The organism is Bradyrhizobium sp. 190 (assembly GCF_023073415.1).
Taxonomy (GTDB): domain Bacteria; phylum Pseudomonadota; class Alphaproteobacteria; order Rhizobiales; family Xanthobacteraceae; genus Bradyrhizobium.
Map to the genome: position 1 here is coordinate 22,078 of NZ_JADPJL010000066.1, position 17,990 is coordinate 40,067.

General features: G+C 64.2%; 17 protein-coding genes. 9 read left to right on the top strand and 8 right to left on the bottom strand.

The window, feature by feature from the left end; translation table 11 throughout:
• Positions 1–41: 41 nt before the first annotated feature.
• Positions 42–1,460 (top strand): aldehyde dehydrogenase family protein, encoded by a 1,419-nt coding sequence (locus IVB22_RS34465; protein ID WP_247521619.1) that lies wholly within the window; start codon positions 42–44, stop codon positions 1,458–1,460.
• 29 nt (positions 1,461–1,489) lie between these two features.
• Here the strand turns inward: IVB22_RS34465 and IVB22_RS34470 are convergent, their stop codons facing one another.
• Entirely contained in the window at positions 1,490–2,419 is a 930-nt protein-coding gene (locus IVB22_RS34470; protein WP_247521620.1) for a GlxA family transcriptional regulator, read from the bottom strand.
• A 164-nt stretch (positions 2,420–2,583) separates the two neighbouring features.
• On the opposite strand from IVB22_RS34470, the gene IVB22_RS34475 reads away from it, so the two are divergent.
• Positions 2,584–3,399 carry a dienelactone hydrolase family protein gene (locus IVB22_RS34475; RefSeq protein ID WP_247521621.1) on the top strand — a complete coding sequence of 272 codons (816 nt, stop codon included), beginning with the start codon at positions 2,584–2,586 and terminating at the stop codon, positions 3,397–3,399.
• Positions 3,400–3,456: 57 nt separating this feature from the next.
• On the opposite strand, the gene IVB22_RS34480 is transcribed toward IVB22_RS34475, so the two are convergent.
• Genes IVB22_RS34480 through IVB22_RS34510 form a run of 7 tightly spaced genes read right to left on the bottom strand, consistent with a single transcriptional unit; the run spans position 3,457 to position 11,254 of the window.
• Complete coding sequence (locus IVB22_RS34480) at positions 3,457–3,984, bottom strand: MarR family winged helix-turn-helix transcriptional regulator (RefSeq protein WP_247521622.1); 528 nt, start codon at positions 3,982–3,984, stop codon at positions 3,457–3,459.
• Between the two features lie 18 nt (positions 3,985–4,002).
• The gene (locus IVB22_RS34485; protein WP_374207788.1) at positions 4,003–4,731 is read right to left on the bottom strand and encodes an SDR family NAD(P)-dependent oxidoreductase; all 729 of its coding nucleotides are present in this window, start codon (positions 4,729–4,731) and stop codon (positions 4,003–4,005) included.
• Positions 4,732–4,743: 12 nt separating this feature from the next.
• Positions 4,744–5,256 carry an aromatic-ring-hydroxylating dioxygenase subunit beta gene (locus tag IVB22_RS34490; protein WP_247521624.1) on the bottom strand — a complete coding sequence of 171 codons (513 nt, stop codon included), beginning with the start codon at positions 5,254–5,256 and terminating at the stop codon, positions 4,744–4,746.
• A gap of 1 nt (position 5,257) precedes the next feature.
• Entirely contained in the window at positions 5,258–6,571 is a 1,314-nt protein-coding gene (locus tag IVB22_RS34495; protein WP_247521625.1) for an aromatic ring-hydroxylating dioxygenase subunit alpha, read from the bottom strand.
• 11 nt (positions 6,572–6,582) lie between these two features.
• Positions 6,583–7,548: a PDR/VanB family oxidoreductase gene (locus tag IVB22_RS34500; protein ID WP_247521626.1), complete on the bottom strand. Its 966-nt coding sequence runs from the start codon at positions 7,546–7,548 to the stop codon at positions 6,583–6,585.
• A gap of 2 nt (positions 7,549–7,550) precedes the next feature.
• A complete protein-coding gene (locus IVB22_RS34505; protein ID WP_247521627.1) occupies positions 7,551–9,095 on the bottom strand; it encodes an indolepyruvate oxidoreductase subunit beta family protein in 1,545 nt (514 codons plus the stop codon).
• Positions 9,092–11,254, bottom strand: a complete 2,163-nt coding sequence (locus tag IVB22_RS34510) for an indolepyruvate ferredoxin oxidoreductase subunit alpha (protein ID WP_247521628.1) — start codon at positions 11,252–11,254, stop codon at positions 9,092–9,094. Before IVB22_RS34510 ends, IVB22_RS34505 begins: the two co-directional genes overlap by 4 nt.
• A gap of 278 nt (positions 11,255–11,532) precedes the next feature.
• Here IVB22_RS34510 and IVB22_RS34515 point away from each other — a divergent pair, with 278 nt between their 5' ends.
• Genes IVB22_RS34515 through IVB22_RS34545 form a run of 7 tightly spaced genes read left to right on the top strand, consistent with a single transcriptional unit; the run spans position 11,533 to position 17,990 of the window.
• Positions 11,533–12,705, top strand: a complete 1,173-nt coding sequence (locus IVB22_RS34515) for an acyl-CoA dehydrogenase family protein (protein WP_247521629.1) — start codon at positions 11,533–11,535, stop codon at positions 12,703–12,705.
• 39 nt (positions 12,706–12,744) lie between these two features.
• Positions 12,745–13,140, top strand: a complete 396-nt coding sequence (locus IVB22_RS34520; protein WP_247521630.1) for a RidA family protein — start codon at positions 12,745–12,747, stop codon at positions 13,138–13,140.
• Between the two features lie 50 nt (positions 13,141–13,190).
• Positions 13,191–14,318: a cupin domain-containing protein gene (locus IVB22_RS34525; RefSeq protein WP_247521631.1), complete on the top strand. Its 1,128-nt coding sequence runs from the start codon at positions 13,191–13,193 to the stop codon at positions 14,316–14,318.
• Positions 14,319–14,332: 14 nt separating this feature from the next.
• The gene (locus IVB22_RS34530; protein ID WP_247521632.1) at positions 14,333–15,244 is read left to right on the top strand and encodes a fumarylacetoacetate hydrolase family protein; all 912 of its coding nucleotides are present in this window, start codon (positions 14,333–14,335) and stop codon (positions 15,242–15,244) included.
• Positions 15,245–15,253: 9 nt separating this feature from the next.
• Complete coding sequence (locus IVB22_RS34535) at positions 15,254–15,901, top strand: flavin reductase family protein (protein ID WP_247521633.1); 648 nt, start codon at positions 15,254–15,256, stop codon at positions 15,899–15,901.
• Positions 15,902–15,924: 23 nt separating this feature from the next.
• A complete protein-coding gene (locus tag IVB22_RS34540; protein ID WP_247521634.1) occupies positions 15,925–17,016 on the top strand; it encodes an NAD/NADP-dependent octopine/nopaline dehydrogenase family protein in 1,092 nt (363 codons plus the stop codon).
• The gene (locus IVB22_RS34545) at positions 17,013–17,990 is read left to right on the top strand and encodes a 3-hydroxybutyryl-CoA dehydrogenase (protein WP_256467499.1); all 978 of its coding nucleotides are present in this window, start codon (positions 17,013–17,015) and stop codon (positions 17,988–17,990) included. The genes IVB22_RS34540 and IVB22_RS34545 overlap by 4 nt, the downstream gene beginning before the upstream one ends.

Here is a 17,990-nt window from a genome sequence, read left to right on the forward strand (position 1 = left end):
ACCGCAAACAATGCGCGGCGTAACGTCGTGGACGGGAAACAATGGAAAAATTAAAATTCTACATCGATGGCGCCTGGGTGGATCCAGCCGCGCCGTCAACCCTCGGAATAGTCAACCCGGCGACGGAGGAGACATTCGCGCAGATCAGCCTGGGCTCAAGGCTAGACGTGGATCGAGCCACCAAGGCAGCGCGCCGCGCTTTCGCGACATATTCCGTAACGAGCGTCGAAGCGCGTCTGTCCTGGCTTCAGAAGATCATCGAGGGCTTTAGAGTGCGCCTGCCGGAACTGGCGCGGATGATGACCTTAGAGATGGGCGCGCCGATCACGTTTGCGACCGAGCGTCAGGCGACCGTCGCGCTGTTTCATTTCGAGGAAGCCGCGCGCGTGCTGGCGAACTACAAGTTCGAGGAGCGGATGGGGAGCGGGACCGTGCGCCGCGAGCCGATCGGTGTCTGCGGACTGATCACGCCGTGGAACTGGCCGCTGAACCAGGTTGCCTCCAAAGTCGCGCCGGCGCTCGCCACCGGCTGCACCGTCGTCCTGAAACCCAGCGAAATCGCGCCGCTCAGCGCGATGCTGTTTGCGGAGATCGTCGATGACGCTGGCGTCCCGCCGGGTGTCTTCAACCTCGTCAACGGTGACGGACCAACGGTCGGCGAGGCGATCGCCGCCCACCCCGAGATCGACATGGTGTCGTTCACGGGATCGACGACGGCCGGCGTAAGGGTGGCCAAGCTTGCGGCGGATACGGTCAAGCGCGTCGCGCAGGAGCTGGGCGGCAAATCCGCCAACATCATCCTTGCCGATGCCGACCTGAAAGCTGCCGTGATCCAGGGCGTTCACGCCTGTTACACAAACGCCGGCCAAAACTGCCAATCTCCGACGCGCATGCTTATCCCTCGCGCGCAACGGGACGCGGCGTTCGCAGCTGCGCGCGAGGCTGTCGGCACCATCCGACTGGGAGACCCGTTCGACTCGGCGTCCACCATGGGGCCGTTGGTGAGCCAGGCGCAGTTTGAGAAAGTGCAAGATCTCATCCAGTCCGGTGTCGATGAAGGCGCGACGCTGGTGGCTGGCGGAAGGGGCCGGCCGGCCGATATCAACCGCGGATATTATGTTCGTCCGACCGTGTTCGGTGACGTGACGCCGCAAATGACGATTGCACGTGAAGAGATCTTCGGCCCCGTGCTGTCGATCATGAGCTACGATACTGAGGATGAGGCGATCGAAATCGCCAACGATACGCCGTTCGGGCTGGCGGGCTTCGTGCAGTCCAGGCATATTGACCGCGCTCGTGCTGTCGCCAACCGCATCCGCGCGGGGCGCGTCTATCTCAACGGTGCGCCTTTCGACCGCAGCCTGCCCTTCGGCGGTTACAAGCAGTCCGGCAATGGGCGTGAGTTCGGGGTGTTCGGATTTGAGGAATATCTCGAGGTGAAGGCCATACTCGGCTACTGAGGCTGGCGCATCGTGGGCAAGGGAGACGCTCAGGCGGCGGGACGGAAATGTCCGGGCGGATGTTTCGTATCGCGCCGGATCAGCCGGCGAAGCGTGGAAGGCTCCGCATATCCGACCCTCCGCGCGATCTCGTCGACCGACAGCCGTGTGGTCTCAAGCAGCAATCGCGCGGTCTCCAGCCTGATCCGCTGCACGAACTGAATCGGTGAAACGCCGCAGGTCGCCGAGACGCGCCGGGCAAATGTCCGTGGTGCCAGCGCAACGGCTTCGGCGAGCTCCTCTATCGCAAAGTCGCGCGCGATGTTGTCGCGCACCCATTTCTCGGCCTTGGCAATCCTGGGGTCCTGGCTCGCCAGATAGTTGATCGCCATGAACGGCGCCTGGGAGCGCCGCTCATCCAGCAGAAGATAGTTGGCGCAGGCTCTCGCCAGGCTTGGTCCAGCGAACCGGCCGACGACCGCAAGCATCAGGTCCATCTGCGCCATGGCCGCGCCACCTGTTGCGATCGGCCAATCGGCGACGACGATCTGCTCCGTCAGCAGTTCGATGGTGGGATAGCGCTGCCGGAACAGCGGCGCGAGCCACCATGTCGTGGTTGCCCGCCGGCCGTCGAGCAAGCCTGTCTCCGCCAGCAGGAAGGTACTCGCGCAGGACGCGGCGAGCATGGCACCGGTCGCGTGCGCCCGGGTCAGCATGTCGACCGCCCGCCGGCACATCGGGCTTTTCAACTTCGTGTCCAACTCGTCGGCCGACGCCGTTCCAAGACCGGGGACGATGACGAGTTCGATCCCGCGCAGGTCGACGCTGCTGCGGCGGGATCCGCAACGCACTGTCGTAACCTTGAATGGCAGGACGCGCTTCACCGCGCTGATCCGGTTGGCGGTGGCCATGACGTCGTAGGTGATGGCTGCGCTCGAGGCCATGCATCCGGCGATCTCGAGAACCGCGACTTTGGTCATGTCAAAAAATACCCGATAAGTGTCAATTTTGACACTAGCCCGTTGGCTTCAAAATCGCAATGATATCTGTGAAGACATTGCACCAGGCCTTTGGCCGCAGGCGCCGTCGGTCCTGCGCTGTGGCCCCTGTCCGGGTATCCATCACCCAACAAGGAATTGTGCCGATGCCGAAACGATCCATGAAGCAGGACGATCCGCTCGAGGATTTCACGCGCCGCGACATTACGCTCGACGGCGTCAGCAAGGTTGTCTACGTGGCGGGCGCAGGGCCAGCCGTCATCGTGATGACGGAGATGCCCGGCATCAGCCCGCATGTCGCGCGGTTTGCGCGCTGGGTCCGCGACGCCGGCTTCACCGTCTATATGCCGTCACTGTTCGGCCGCGATGGCGCGGTTCCAGGCGCAGAGGAGGGCGCCGCGATCTTTCAGCGCGCCTGCGTGAGCGCCGAGTTTCGTGCATTGGCCTCGAACGAATCCAGCCCCGTGACGAAGTGGCTGCGATCGCTGGCACGATTTGCGCATGGCGAGTGCGGCGGTCCCGGCGTCGGCGCCATCGGCATGTGTTTTACGGGAAATTTTGCGCTGACCATGATGCTTGAGCCGTCGATGCTCGCGCCGGTGCTCTCGCAGCCGTCGCTGCCGCTGAATAATCCGGCTGGTATCGAAATCGCACCCGACGAAGTCAAAGCCGTCCGCGAACGGCTCGAGCGGGACGATCTGACGGTACTGGCCTATCGCTTCGCAGGCGACAAGTTCTGCATGGTGCAACGCTTCGCGGCCTATAGGGGCGCGCTCGGTGATCGCTTCATCGGGCGGGTGCTCCCGGATAGCGCGGCGAATACCGATCTTGCGCCGTTCTTCGAGCATCACGTGACGACGCCACATAGCGTCGTCACCGCGCACCTGATCGACGAGGCTGGTCAGCCGACGATCGCAGCGCGCGACGAGATCTTGGCGTTCTTCGAGCAAAGACTCAAATGAGTCCGGAACGGACTGCGCGCATTGCTTGTGTTGCGATGGTGCGGCCTAGCGTCCGCGTCAGGAGTGCTTGTCGAGGCGGCGCTTGAGCAGGGTCAGATGCTGCAGCAGGTCCGACTGCGCGACATGTGACAGTTCGCCGATCAGGGCGATCACCCATTCCTCATGCCGGCGCGCCATCCGGCCGAATTCCTTGGCGCCTTCCTGCGACAGGCGAAGGCGGAAGGTGCGGCGGTCGTCGGAATCGACCTCGCGATGGATGAAGCCGTCGGCTTCGAGCTTCTGCACGAGAGCGGTGATGGCGCCGTTTGAGACCATCAGAAGTTGGGAAACTTCAGACATGGTCGCGCCTTCAGGCTTGCGCGTGAGTTGCGCCAGAAGGTCGAAGCGGGCCAGTGTGGTGTTGAACTCCTTGCGCAGCTTTGCGTTCAGCGCCTTCTCGATCCGGGTGGCGCAGGAGAGCAGCCGCAGCCAGATACGCAATTCGAGATGCGCGCCGTCGGATTCGTGCGCCGGCTCGACCGGCCGCAACGCTTGCCCGCGCGAGCCCTTCGGGGATCTGGCCTTTTGTTTGACTGTGGCGTCCATGGCTGGGATCTCACCGGGCTAGATGGAAATTGATCCGATGCTGGCTCCGCCGCAGACATATAGCGTCTGCCCGGTGATGAAGTCGGCATCTGGTGAACTGAAGAAAGTGACCGCGCGGGCGACGTCGGCGGATTTGCCGAGGCGGCCGAGCGGAATCGACTGCGCCAGCTTTTTTGCGCGTTCGGATTCAGGCGACATCACGCTCTCGAACATCTCGGTATCTCCGATCGGGCCGGGTGCGACGACGTTGACGGTGATTCCAAAGGGGGCAAGCTCAAGCGCCCAGGTCCGCGCCATGCCGATGATGCCGGCCTTGGTCGCCGAATAGACCGTGCGCGTGGCGGCTCCCAACGCGGCGCGCGACGACAGCAGCACGATGCGGCCGAAGCGAGCCTGCTTCATGCCCGGCAGCGCCGCCTGCGCCAGCGCAATCGCGGCGCCGAAATGCAGCTGGGCCAATGCGCCGACATCTTCGTCAGCGACCTCTTCCAGCGGCTTGGCGCGGATCGCGCCGGCATTGTGAACGACGTGGGTGATCGCAACTTTCGCGGCGATCTCGTCTGCCGCCTGCCGCGTCGCCGTCGCATCGAGCAGATCGACCTCGCGCGAGGAGAGTTTTGGGTGGCTCCAGTCGGGCTTGCGCCGCGACAGCGAAATCACATCATAGCCCTCGGCCAAGAGGCCGCGGGCGATCGCCGCGCCGATGCCGGTATTGCCGCCGCTCACGATCGCCGTGTGCTGGACCACGCTCATCCTCCGTCACATAAAGAGCTGGATGTTGCCGAAGGCAGCATCGCAATTGATCAGGTCAACGCGCTTGAGCTTGATCTTCAACCTGCCGTCTTCGACGCTCAGATGATGCGTCGCCCAGGCTGCATAGAGCGTCTGCTCTTCCAGGCGGGTCTCCACATAATGCATCGCCGTCCAGGTGACGTAGCTGTTGGCGGCGGCGTCGCGCGAATCCACCTGCGGTGTCTGCAGCACGTGATGACAGCGGCTCTTCGGCTTCTGGCTAAAAGTCCGCGCGCCCTTGAGCCGTTCGACCCGGATCGAGAGCAGCAGCTTGTCCTCGTACATCAGCGAGCAGGTCAGTCGCGGATCGGTTTGATTCCATTCCAGCGGCATCCAGTAGAAGGCATCGTCGGCGTACATGTCGAGCCATTCGTCGAAACGCTGCTGATCGATCAGCCGCGCCTCGCGGACGACGAAGTCGATCAATTCCTGATCGGTGGGGACCGCATTCTTCAGGGGAGCCTCGGCGACCATGCTCATGTCACATCCCCATCGTCATGAACTTGGTCCACGCCCGGAACTGGTGGCGCATCGGCCACTCGCTGGTCCCGTTGACCGCCACGTTGGTCTGTTCGGCCTCGTCGGGGCTATAGAGGCGCTGCAGGTTCACCCACTCGTTGCCGTTCGAGTGCAGGCCTTCCTGCGCCCGCTCATACATTTCGAGGTCGTCATGGCCGACGATCGAGGTCGGGGCATTGATGAGCCGGTTGTACATCAGCGTGCGCTCCAGCAGCATGTCGGGCGCGTCGACGAGCTGGAACGTCCAGGATTCAACCAGCGTCTTGTTGGCCGCGATCGGCTTGAAATGCCGCAACAACTGGATCGGTCCCTTGATCATGATGTTGGGGAAATAGACGGTGTTGTGTCTGTTTTCGTCCAGGATCGCCTTCGCGCGTTCCTCGCCATAGGCCGCTTTCATCTTCTCGAAATAGCCGGGCACCGCCGAATAGTCGGAATGAATCGAGTGGTGCACGCCGGTGTGGCCGTGGCCGTTGTCCCAGATTCGGATACCCATGTTCTCGAAGAACTCGTACGGGCTCATGAAGGGGGCGATGATCTCGACCGCCATCGGCTTTTTGGTGCCGGGCGGCGCCTTCTTCCAGACCTCGACCACGGTTCCGGCGGAGGACTCGTGCGCCACCATCGGATGGCAGGTGTCGGTCTGGTTCTCGACCAGCATCTTCCAATTGCAATTGTGCATGTAGCGCAGCACGCCGCCGGCGACCTTGAGCTGGCCGACCGGCGAACGGTCGACCATGTTGTCGAAGCTCGACAGGCTTTCGCCGAAAAACTCCTCGAAGTCGAGGCCGCCGTCGTTGATCTTGGCGAACACAAAACCGCGGTAGTTGCGGACGTGGCGCACCGGCGCCATTCCGGGCGCGGCATGGCTCTGCTCGAAGCCGGTGTTCTCGTAGCCCTTCTTCAAGGGAATCGCGAGCAGCGAGCCGTCGGTCTTGAAGCTCCAGGCGTGGTAGGGGCAGCGGAAGAACTTTCCGGTGTTGCCGCAGGTCTCGGACGTAATCCGCGTGCCCTTGTGGGGGCAGCGGTTGTGCAACACGTGCACCTTGCCGTCGGTATGGCGCACAAGCAGCACCGGCTGGGTGCCGATCGTGGTGCCGTAATAGTCGCCGGGATTGGGGACCTGGCTGTCGTGGCCGACATAGACCCAGCTGTTCGGGAACATATGCTCCATTTCGAGCTGGAACACCTCTTCGCTGACATAGACGTCGCGGTGAACCTCCTGGTCGCGGACCAGGGCTCGAAGCGCAGCGGCGTTGCCGGCATATCGGGTCATGCGTTCCTCCTTCACAGGTCGAGCACGAGGCGTTTGGTTTTCGCGCGCGAAATACAGATCTGCATCACCTTGTTCGACGCCTTCTCGCTTTCGCTCAAGATGTAGTCGCGATGATCGGGAATGCCGTCGATCACCGTGGTCTGGCAGATCCCGCAATCGCCGCGCTTGCAGTCATGTATCGGGTCTTCGCCGGCCTCGAGCAGCACGTCGAGGATGGTCTTGCCGGCAGGAATTTCGTAGACGCGTCCGCTGTTCTTGAGTTCGACCTCGAACGCGGAGTCCCCGGACTTCTCTTCGGGGGCCGTAAATATCTCGAAATGCAGCCGTCCCTGCGGCCAGTTCATCTGCTTGGCCAGCGCGATGGCGGCTTCGATCATCGGCAGCGGCCCGCAAAGATAGAGCGGCACGTCGAGCGCGAGCCGCGTCATCAGGCCTTCGAGATCGAAGAAGCGGCCGGCCTCGTCGTCGGCGTGGATGGTCGCGCTAGCGCTGGCCAGCCGTTCGATCTCGCTGAGAAAGGCGAGCTCGCTGCGGCTGCGGCCGGCGTAATGGAACGAGAACGGCCGTTTCGCTGCGCTCAATTCGCAGGCCATCGCGAGCAGCGGCGTCACGCCGATGCCGCCCGCGACGAGTGCGACTTCGCCGGCGCCCGCGCCGAGGGGAAAATTGTTCGCCGGCTGTGAGATCGTCAGGCGATCGCCGGTCTTGAGACCGTGCATGAAAGTGGAGCCGCCGCGGCTCTTGCTTTCCTGCAGCACGGCGATGCGATAGGCGGTCGGATGCTCAGCGGCCGCGCGCGGTGACGCCGTCTCAATCAGCGAATAGGAGCGCCGGCCGACATCGGGCAGATGGACGTCGATGTGGGCGCCAGGGGCCCAGCCCGGCATCGGCGCGTCGTGGGCGCGCACAAGCACGAATTCGCGAATGCGCGGCGTGAGCGCCTCGGCCTTCGACACCACGACTTCGAATTGATCCATCCTCAGGCGTCCTCGAACAGGGTCTCGACGGTGCGCAACGCGCCGTCGAGCTCAGTGCCATCGGCGTCCTTCAGCGCGACCTTGGTCAGCCGCTGCACCCATTCGGCAGCATCGGGCCGGCCGGCCAGGCGCTCGGACGCAAGCATGACCTTGTCGAATTTCGATTCGCCGCGCGAATGCGTGTCCGAATAGCCGCCGACGAGACGGCGCGCCTCGCACACGGCGGTCGCGAGCGCGAGGTCGCTTGCGGCGAATTTCCTGATACGTTGCGCCCATTGATCGAGATGGCGCATCTCGCGGACATGCCGCAGCGTGCCACGGCGGAATCGCCGCAAGCCCGCCACGCAGTACAGCATCAGGAATGCCGAGGGAGCGGTCGTGCGCAGTTTTCGTCCGCGATCGATCAGCCGGGCGATCCGAGCGTTACGCTCGATCTTCTCGCCGAGACGCGGCGGCAGCAGTCCTGCCATTTCCTCGATCCTTGGATGGAAGAATTCGGTGATCCCGAGGATCTGGTCATCGCCGGCCCGCGCCTCGCGGCGCACCCTGTCAAACCGTCCTGCACGCGTCTTGAGATCCGCCACGCGGATGACGTCGTCATAGGCCATCGCAATGGCGAGATACTTGGCAAAGGCCTGCATCAGCCCGATCGCGTCGCGCGGCATCGCTTCCAGCCGATCGAGATATTCGCGGCCATAGGCGGCATCCTGATAATCGACGACGCGTTGCAGGCCGGCCGCGACGATGCCGTGCAGCGCTTCTGGCAATTGCCGCGCCCGCGCGACCAGCGCGTCGTAATCGGCGTGGCCAATTGGCTCGAGACGCGGAAAGCGTTTGGCGAGCGGCGGCTTTGCCGTTGGCTTGATCTTGGGATCCTGCGCGAGCGTGGCGAGGGCCCGTTCGCGGCCGGCGGCGAAGGCGCGCAGGCTGGCATCGACGCCGACGCCGGCTGAGCGGATGGTTTCCTCAAAATCCTCGGTCGTGAAGGGCAGAGCGCCGGAGCCCGCGAGCGCACCGAACAATACCGAGGAAACCACGCTGCCGGTGGCATCCGCAATTTCGGCCATGTCGAACGCGATGAAGCGGTTTGCTGCGACATTGGCCGCCTCGTAGACCTGCGATGCGTCGGCGGTGCCGTCGCCGGGCGCGGTCTTCTCGACCACGGCCAGGGAGCGGTGCGAGGAGCCGATCAACAGCGTGCGGTCGGGCGAGACCAGGCCGCGCAGGATGGCGCGACCGGCTTCCATCAATTCGGCGCCGATCACGATGTCGACCTTGCCCGGCGCCGGCATCAGCGACAGCACGGGGTGACGGTCGGGCTTGTTCGCATCGGGCGCGATCATCTCGATGTAATAGATCGTGGCGCCGGTGCGCTGGGCGACGCCGGGCACCGAGGTCGATTGCGCGAACCAGCCGCGCCGCTCGGCCAGCGCCACGATCCAGTCGACCAGCACGCCGCCGCCCTGGCCGCCCATCGCGAGCACCGCGACAGTGATGGGCCGGGCCTGACTGAGCGCGACGGAGGAGGGGGCTACGGAGACGTTCATACCGCCTCCTGTTGGAACATGATCCGCCGTCCCGCCCGCCAGCGCTGCAGCGCGCCGATCAGCCGCCGCCAGATGCGGTCGAGCCGGGCTTCGAACGGGGTGGGATTGGAAACGATGTCGGCGCGGTAGAAGGAGGGACACAGCACGGCTGCGTCCGCGACCTCGCCGCAATGGCCGCAGCCAACGCACGTGTTATCGACGGCGGCGACCGGATTGTCCTTCAGCGGATCGCTGGTCGGCTTCACCGACAGCGACGGACAGCCGGACAGGCGAATACAGGCGTGGTCGCCGGAACAGGTGTCTTCATCGACGCCAAAACGCTCTCGCACGATGCGTTCGCCGCGCTTGGCGGCCGCAGCCACCAGCGGCTTCACGCGGCGCTGCTTGTTCAGCATGCACTCCGACGAGGCGACGATGATCTTCGGGCCCTTTTCCTTGGTCGTCAGCGCCTCGCGCAGCGTGTCGCGCATGTGCGAGACGTCGTAGGTGCGGTCGATCTGACGTACCCATTTGGCGCCGACGCCTTTCACCGCCTCGACGATCGGATGCTTGGTCGAACGAGAGCGGTTGTCGGCGCGAGAGGAGGGGATGTCCTGGCCACCGGTGGCGGCGGAATAATAATTGTCGACCACGACGATCACGCTGTCATGCTGGTTGAAGACGGCGTTGCCGACGCCGCTGGTCAGCCCGTTATGCCAGAAGCCGCCATCGCCCATGATCGAGATCGAGCGCTTGCTCGCCGGAACGTTGAAGGCGGAGGCCGACGCGGGGCCGAGCCCGTAACCCATGGTGGTGGCGCCGATATTGAACGGCGGCAGGATCGAGAACAAATGGCAGCCGATATCGGCGGCGATGTGGTGCGGGCCGAGTTCCTTTTCCACCAGCTTCATCGCGGAAAAGATCGGCCGCTCCGGACAGCCAGTGCAAAAACCCGGCGGCCGCGGCGGCACTACGTCGGCCAGCGCGCGGATCTTGTCGTCGACTTCGACGCGGTCGATGTTCGGCGCGCGCGCGGCATCGGGCAGCGCATCCGCGCGCCAGCGGCGGATGAAGGCGCCGATCGCTGCACCCATGACCTGCGCGGTGTACTCGCCGGCCATCGGGAACAGGTCCTTGCCGTGCAGCTTGGCCGGAATGTCGGCGTTGCGCAGGATCTTGTGCAGCGACTGCTCGATGAATTCGGGCTGGCCCTCTTCGACCATCAGCACGGCTTTCTTGCCCCGGCAGAAGTCGATGACCTCGCGGTCAACGATCGGATAGGTCACGTTCATCACGTAGAGCGGCACGCGCGTCTCGCCCCAGATGTCGGCAAGGCCGGCCTCGCGCAGCGCGGTGATGACGCCGTTATACATGCCGCCCTGCATGATGATGCCGATATCGTCGATATCGCCGTCGAACGTCTCGTTCATGCCGCGGGCGTGGATGAATTCGACCGCTGCCGGCCAGCGGTGCTCGATCTTCTCTTTCTCGTGCAGGAACGAGGCCGGCGGCAGTACGATGCGGTTGGTGTCGCGCGACGGCGCATCAAGCGCGCGGGCAAGCGGAAAGGTGGGGCGCACGTTGTCGCGGGTGGCGAAGCGGCCATGGACATGGCAGGCGCGGATCCGCACTTCCAGCATGACGGGCGTATTCGACGCCTCCGATAGCTCGAAGGAATCGTGCACGGCCTTGACGATGGACGCCACGTTGGGCCGCGGATCGACCAGCCAGAGCTGCGACTTCATCGCAAAGGCGTGCGAACGCTCCTGCATGATGGAGGAGCCTTCGCCGTAATCCTCGCCGATGATGATGAGCGCGCCGCCGGTGACGCCGCCCGAGGACAGGTTGGCGAGCGCGTCGGACGCGACGTTGATGCCGACTGGTGCCTTGAACGTGACCGCGCCGCGGATCGGGTACATCACGGACGCGGCCAGCGTCGCCGCCGCCGTCGCCTCGCTGGCGCTCGATTCAAAATGCACGCCGAGGTCGGAAAGGATATCCTGCGCGTCCGACAGCACGTCCATCAGATGCGAGATCGGCGCGCCCTGGTAGCCGGCGACATAGCTGACGCCGCATTCGAGCAGTGCTTTGGTAATGGCGAGGATACCTTCGCCACGAAATTCCTGGCCGGCGCCCAGCTTCAGGTCTTCCACCTCGCGCGCGAAAGAGCGTTCTGCCATGCTCGCCTCCTGAGGCCTCGCCCGGAACTCCGGATGACCGAATATAATTTTAGACATCAAACAAAAATGATGTCAATCGAACTTGCGAGTTTGCGCATGGTAAAACGCCCTGCGTGCAGTTATGTGCAATTTTGCAGCCTATTTCGTGGGCTTGATGCACAGCCGGCCGGCGTCTGGGCCGGACCGGCTCGCTTGACAGGATATTTTAGCCATGAAACATTATTGGAGCGCGTGGCGCTTGGCGGCGTACGCCGAGGCGGCCTTTGCGGGAGACTGACATGACCCCGGTTTCGCAACTACGCGGGCCGTCTCGCGAACATCTCGCGTGGCCGTTCTTCGATACCAGTCACACCGAATATGCGGCGGCGCTCGATGCATTTGCAGCGGGTCTTGGCGATACGCATAGCAGTGACGTCGACGCGACCTGCCGTTCGCTGGTTCGCCAGCTTGGCGCTGCGGGATTGCTGGAGGCGTCGGTCGCGGGCGATCGGCCCGATGCGGTGATCGATTCCCGGCTGATCTGCATAGCCCGCGAGACGCTGGCCTGGCACAGTGGGCTCGCCGATTTCGCCTTTGCGATGCAGGGACTTGGCACCGGCGCGGTGGCGATTGCCGGTTCGCCTGAATTGCGCGCGCTGGTGCTGCCGAAGGCGCGGCGTGGCGAATGGGTTGCCGCTTTTGCCCTGTCGGAGAAGGAAGCCGGTTCCGATGTTGCCGCCATGGCCTGCAGCGCCCGGCGCGAGGGTGACCACTACATCCTGGATGGCGAGAAAACCTGGATTTCCAATGGCGGCATTGCCGACGTCTACACGCTGTTTGCGCGAACCGGCGAGGCACCGGGGGCGCGGGGAATTTCGGCTTTCGTCGTGCTTCCGGACGATCCCGGCTTTTCGATTGCCGACCGCATCGACGTGATGGCGCCGCACCCGCTGGCGACATTGCGTTTCGAGGGTTGCCGGATTCCGGCGGCGCGGTTGTTGGGTTCGCCGGGCGAAGGTTTCAAGATCGCGATGCGCACCCTCGATATCTTCCGCGCCTCGGTCGCAGCCGCAGCACTTGGTTTTGCCCGCCGTGCGCTCGACGAGGCCGTGGCGCATGCGCGGAGCCGGCGGATGTTCGGCGGCGTGCTGGGCGACCAGCAGTTAACGCAGGCAGCTCTCGGCGACATGGCCGCTGATGTCGATGCCAGTGCGCTCCTCACCTATCGCGCGGCCTGGCGGCGCGACGTGCAGAAAGCTTCCACGACGCGCGAAGCGGCGATGGCCAAGATGGTCGCGACCGAAACCGCGCAGGAGGTGATCGACCGCGCCGTGCAGATGTTCGGCGGCCGCGGCGTGCGCTCCGGCGAGATCGTCGAGCAGCTCTACCGCGAGATACGTGCGTTGCGCATCTATGAAGGCGCGACCGAAGTCCAGAAACTCATTATCGGACGCGACGTCCTGAGAGCCTAGCTGCGGGCGTCCAGTCGCGTCCTGCTACGGGAGTATGAAATGTTCGAAGTCTTGCAGCCGCCCGGTTGGGCCAAGCCGAGCGGTTACGCGAACGGCATCGCCGCCCGCGGCAAGATGATCTTCGTCGCAGGCCAGATCGGCTGGAACGAACAATGCAAGTTCGAGTCCGACGATCTGGTGGATCAGATCGGCCAGACCCTGAAGAACGTCGATGCGGTGGTGCGTGCCGGCGGCGCGGGGCCCGAACACATCGTGTCGATGACGTGGTTCCTGCTCGACCGCAGGGAATATTCGGCGCGCCTGAAGGAAATCGGCGTGGCCTATCGCCGCGTCATGGGCCGGAACTTCCCGGCCATGACGGCGCTGCAGGTATCGGGGCTGATCGAGGATCGCGCCAAGGTCGAAATCCAGGCGATCGCGATGATACCCGACTAAGATGGACTGACAACGCGACGCCGAACACGGCGCCAGTACAGGAGGGCGACATGGCAACGAAAGCTCGTGAAAACCACCGGGAAGACGTGGCCGGGCGGGCCAATGTCGAGGACACGCCGGAACTGCTCGCCTATTACGACGAACTCGAAAGGCTGGAAGCCGGCGCGCTCTGGACGGTCGCGAACAAGATCGAACCCTGGCAGCCCAAATCGTCTTCCGTTCCGGTCTTGTGGCGCTACGAGGACCTCCGCGCGCATGTGTTGCGTTCCGTCGAACTGGTGTCGCCCGAGAAAGCCGGGCGGCGCGTCATCTATCTGAACAATCCCGGCCGGCGCGATCACGCCGCCGCGGTCGGCTGGCTCTATTCCGGCCTGCAGGTCATGCATCCGGGCGAGGTCGCGTCCGCGCACGCCCATTCGGCTTCCGCCCTTCGCTTCATCATGGAAGGCGAGGGCGCCTACACCATCGTCGACGGCCACAAGATGACGCTCGGCGCCAACGACTTCGTGCTGACGCCGAACGGCACGTGGCACGAACACGGCGTCTCCAGCGACGGCACACCCTGCATCTGGCAGGACGGCCTCGACATTCCCCTGGTCAACACGCTCGAAGCCAACTTCTACGTGGTCCATCCGGATCTGCAGCAGAGCGTCGGCTATCCCGTCGACGACATGACGCATACCTGGGGAAGTCCCGGCCTGCGTCCGGCGGGCGCCGAGTGGTCCAAGGGATACTCGCCGCTATTGAAATATGAATGGGGACCGACCTACGAGGCGCTGCAGCGCTACGGCAAGGCCACCGACGGTTCGCTATATGACGGCGTTCTCATGAACTACGTGAATCCGGTGACCGGCGGGCCGGTGATGCAGACCATCGGCGCATCGATGCAGATGCTGCGGCCGGGCGAGAGCACATGCGCGCATCGTCACACCGGCAGTTTCATCTATCAGGTCGCCAAGGGAAGCGGTCACTCGATCATCGACGGCAAGCGCTTCGACTGGAAGGAACGCGACATCTTCTGCGTTCCGTCATGGGCCTGGCATGAGCATGTCAATGCCTCCGCAAGCGAGGACGCCTGCATCTTCACCTTCAACGACCTGCCGGTCATGCACGCGCTCGGGCTCTACCGCGAGGAAGCCTTTGGCGACAATGGCGGCCGCCAGCCCCTCGTAGCCTAATAAGGAGAGAAACCGTGCGTCTCGTTACCTACCGCAGCACCGTTGAGGCTGCTGCCCGTCTTGGTGCGATTGTCGACGACCTCGTCGTGGACGTCGAGGAGGCCGGCCACCATGCTGGAATTTCCCTTCCGTCATCGATGCTTGACTTCATCGATCTCGGGCCGCCCGCGCTGGCGGCGCTCAAGAAGATCTTGAACGAGGGCAGGGACCATTGGCCTGTGGGCGCCGCATTGCCGCTGGCGAATGCCAGGCTGCTGGCGCCGATCCCGCGTCCGCGCAAGAACATTTTTGGCATCGGTCTCAATTATGTCGAGCACGTCGCGGAATCGTCCCGTGCCCTCGACACGGCAAAGGACCTGCCCAAGCAGCCCATCATCTTCTCGAAGCCCCCGACCAGCGTCATCGGGCCGGACGAGGCCATTCATCACAACAAGGCCATCACGCAGCAACTCGACTGGGAAGTCGAGCTTGCGGTCGTGATGGGGCGAACTGCGCGACGGGTGTCGGAGGCGGACGCGCTCGGCTTCGTGTTCGGCTACAGCGTGATGATCGACGTCAGCGCCCGCGACAATCGCCGCGCCGGCCAATGGATCTACTCCAAGGGACAGGACACCTACGCGCCGTTCGGGCCGTGCATCGTCACGGCGGATGAGATCACCGATCCGCACGCGCTCGATCTCTGGCTGACAGTGAACGGCGTCGAGAAGCAGCGCTCCAACACGCGCCATATGCTGTTCAAGGTACCGCTCCTGATCGCTGATATTTCAGCCGCGATGACGCTTGAGCCGGGAGACATCATCGCGACGGGCACGCCCGAAGGCGTCGGCGCCGGGCGCTCTCCGCAGGAATGGCTGTGGCCGGGCGACGTGGTGGAAGCGGAAGTCACGGGCATCGGCCGGCTGCGCCATCCGGTGGTCGCGATCTGAGAGGCCGGCATGATCTTCGACATGGAGACGCTGGAGGCGCAGAACCGCTACAAGATTCTGACGGCCACGGTGACGCCGCGGCCGATCGCCTGGATCACCACGCTCTCTGCGAGCGGCGTGATCAACGCCGCGCCGTTCAGCTTCTTCAACGTGATGGGGCATGAGCCGCCCACCGTCGCGATCGGACTTCTGGCAGGCTCGGAGCGGTTCAAGGACACGGCGGCGAATATTCTCGATACCGGGGAGTTCGTCGTGAACCTGGTCGCCGAGAGCAACGCCGAGGCCATGAACGTCACCTGCATCGACGCGCCGCCCGAGATCGACGAGCTGACGCTGGCCGGACTGACGCCGGCTGCCTCGCAGGCGGTGCGCCCGCCGCGCATTGCGGAATCGCCGGTGTCGTTCGAATGCCGGGTACTCACGTCGCTGGTGACGGGGCCGCGGCAGACCGCCGTCATCGGCCGCGTGGTCCGCGCCCATGTCGATGATGCGGTGATTTTGGACAAGGAGCGCTGTCACATCGACACCCAGGCGCTGCGCCTGATCGCCCGCATGCACGGCAGCGGCTGGTATGCGCGCTCCACCGACCTGTTCCAGATCGATCGACCGACCTGGGCGGGGTGGCAGGAGAACAACGTCAAGGCGAAACCGGCGTAGCGGGATCTGAAGCGGAGGACATCTTGAAGATTGCAGTGTTGGGTGGTGGCAACGGTTCGTTCGCGGCAGCCGGCGACTTCGCCTTGGCCGGTCATGAAGTCCGGCTGTGGCGGCGAAATCCTGGAGATGTCGAGGCGCATCGCGCGCAGGGCGGTACGATAACGGTCATCGATCGATCGGGGCGCCGTGATGCCAGGCTCGCGACAATCACGTCGTCGATCGCGGAAGCCATCGACGCCGCCGATCTCGTGCTGTGTCCGGCGCCGGCTTTCGCGCAGCCCGCGATCGCCGATCTCGCCGCACCGCATCTGCGCGATGGCCAAGTGGTGTTTCTGCCGCCCGGCACGTTCGGCTCCTACATCTTTGCCCGCGCCGCGCGGGATGCTGGCAACAGGGCCGAGATCGCAACTGCAGAGACCGGGACCCTGCCATGGCTGGCGCGCAAGCAAGGTCCTTATGCGGTCCGCATCTCAGGCCGAGGAACGCGATTGCCGACCGGCGTGTTTCCATTGCGCCTCGCACCGTATGCGCTTGATGTGATCGAACGCGCGTTTCCGAATGCTATCGAGCCATGCGGCGATGCGCTCTCGGGCGCGCTGATGAACGCCGGTCCGATCATTCATCCGCCGCTGATCACCATGAACGCCGGTCCGATCGAACATTTCGACAAATGGGACATCCACAAGGAAGGAACCCAGCCGGCGATCCGCCGCGTGACGGACGCGCTCGATGCCGAGCGCATCTCCATCCGCAAGGCGTTCGGCTATGGCGGGCCTCATTTTCCGCTAGCGGACCATTATTCGAAGGACGGCGAACCCTGGATGTATGCGCGCGATGCGCATGACCAGCTCACCGATTCCGGCGATTGGTCCGAACGCCTCATCCTCGTCGAGCACCGCTACATGCTGGAGGATCTGCGTCTTGGCCTGTCGTTCCTCGCATCCGTGGCGGGTCTCGCAGGCGTGCAAACGCCGCTCGTGAAGGCATTCTTGGCGATCGGCTCCGCCATCACGGGGCAGGATTTCGCTGTGACGGGCCGGACGTTGTCGTCGCTCGGCCTCGGCGATTTCGACCGCGCCGCGTTGCAAAATCTTCTCGTCGAGGGTTTCCGATGAGGCCGGTCATCGGATGCCTCGGCGCCGGCCGAATGGGCCGCGGCATTGCGGTCGTATTCGCGTTCGCCGGCCACCGGGTTGTCGTCGTCGACTTCAAGGAACGGGAACCTTCAGCATTTGAGGCGCTTGCAGCCGAAGCCAAGGCGGAAATCCGCTCGACGCTTGAGATCCTCTCGCGCATCGATCTGCTCCCGGCACACCTTGTGCCCACAATCGCCGAACGGATCACGATTGTGCCTCGGCAGGAGGCGGGTGCGGCGTTGCCGAGCTGCGATGTCGTCTTCGAAGGAATGCCGGAGATCCTCAGCTTGAAGCAGGCGGCGCTGGCCGAGGCTTCGCGGCTGGCCGGCGCAAGCCCGATCATCGCTTCGACCACGTCGACGATATTGGTCGACGATCTCGCGGGATCGATCGAAGATCCCGGCCGCTTCCTCAATGCGCACTGGCTCAATCCGGCCTATCTGGTGCCGCTGATCGAATTGTCGCCGGGACGGCTCACCGCGCCGGAGGTCACGGAGCGGATGAAGACGTTGCTCGAAGGTATCGGCAAAGTGCCGGTCGTCTGCGCGGCGCGGCCGGGCTTCATCGTTCCCAGAATCCAGTCGCTGGCGATGAACGAGGCCGCCCGCATGGTGGAGGAAGGCGTCGCCTCGGCGGAGGATATCGACAAGGCCGTGATCTATGGCTTTGGATTTCGCTTCGCGGTGCTCGGCCTGCTCGAGTTCATCGACTGGGGCGGCGGCGATATCCTGCATCATGCCAGCCGCTATCTGGTCGAGGCGTTGGGCGACGGCCGTTACGCCGCACCTGACATCATCGCAACGAATATGCGCGAAGGGCGCATCGGCATGAAGACCGGCCAGGGATTCATGAACTATGAAGGCGTCGATCTGGCCGCCTATCGCGAGAAGCGGCTTGCGGCCTTTGCCTCGGCGCTGCGGGCCATGGGTCTGGCGCGCGAGCCCGTCGCTTGA

Bases quoted from the DNA above. Each gene is read 5' to 3' on its own strand.
- IVB22_RS34465 (WP_247521619.1), top strand. From the start codon at position 42: ATGGAAAAATTAAAATTCTACATCGATGGCGCCTGGGTGGATCCAGCC.
- IVB22_RS34470 (WP_247521620.1), bottom strand. From the start codon at position 2,419: ATGACCAAAGTCGCGGTTCTCGAGATCGCCGGATGCATGGCCTCGAGC.
- IVB22_RS34475 (WP_247521621.1), top strand. From the start codon at position 2,584: ATGCCGAAACGATCCATGAAGCAGGACGATCCGCTCGAGGATTTCACG.
- IVB22_RS34480 (WP_247521622.1), bottom strand. From the start codon at position 3,984: ATGGACGCCACAGTCAAACAAAAGGCCAGATCCCCGAAGGGCTCGCGC.
- IVB22_RS34490 (WP_247521624.1), bottom strand. From the start codon at position 5,256: ATGAGCATGGTCGCCGAGGCTCCCCTGAAGAATGCGGTCCCCACCGAT.
- IVB22_RS34495 (WP_247521625.1), bottom strand. From the start codon at position 6,571: ATGACCCGATATGCCGGCAACGCCGCTGCGCTTCGAGCCCTGGTCCGC.
- IVB22_RS34500 (WP_247521626.1), bottom strand. From the start codon at position 7,548: ATGGATCAATTCGAAGTCGTGGTGTCGAAGGCCGAGGCGCTCACGCCG.
- IVB22_RS34505 (WP_247521627.1), bottom strand. From the start codon at position 9,095: ATGAACGTCTCCGTAGCCCCCTCCTCCGTCGCGCTCAGTCAGGCCCGG.
- IVB22_RS34510 (WP_247521628.1), bottom strand. From the start codon at position 11,254: ATGGCAGAACGCTCTTTCGCGCGCGAGGTGGAAGACCTGAAGCTGGGC.
- IVB22_RS34515 (WP_247521629.1), top strand. From the start codon at position 11,533: ATGACCCCGGTTTCGCAACTACGCGGGCCGTCTCGCGAACATCTCGCG.
- IVB22_RS34520 (WP_247521630.1), top strand. From the start codon at position 12,745: ATGTTCGAAGTCTTGCAGCCGCCCGGTTGGGCCAAGCCGAGCGGTTAC.
- IVB22_RS34525 (WP_247521631.1), top strand. From the start codon at position 13,191: ATGGCAACGAAAGCTCGTGAAAACCACCGGGAAGACGTGGCCGGGCGG.
- IVB22_RS34535 (WP_247521633.1), top strand. From the start codon at position 15,254: ATGATCTTCGACATGGAGACGCTGGAGGCGCAGAACCGCTACAAGATT.
- IVB22_RS34545 (WP_256467499.1), top strand. From the start codon at position 17,013: ATGAGGCCGGTCATCGGATGCCTCGGCGCCGGCCGAATGGGCCGCGGC.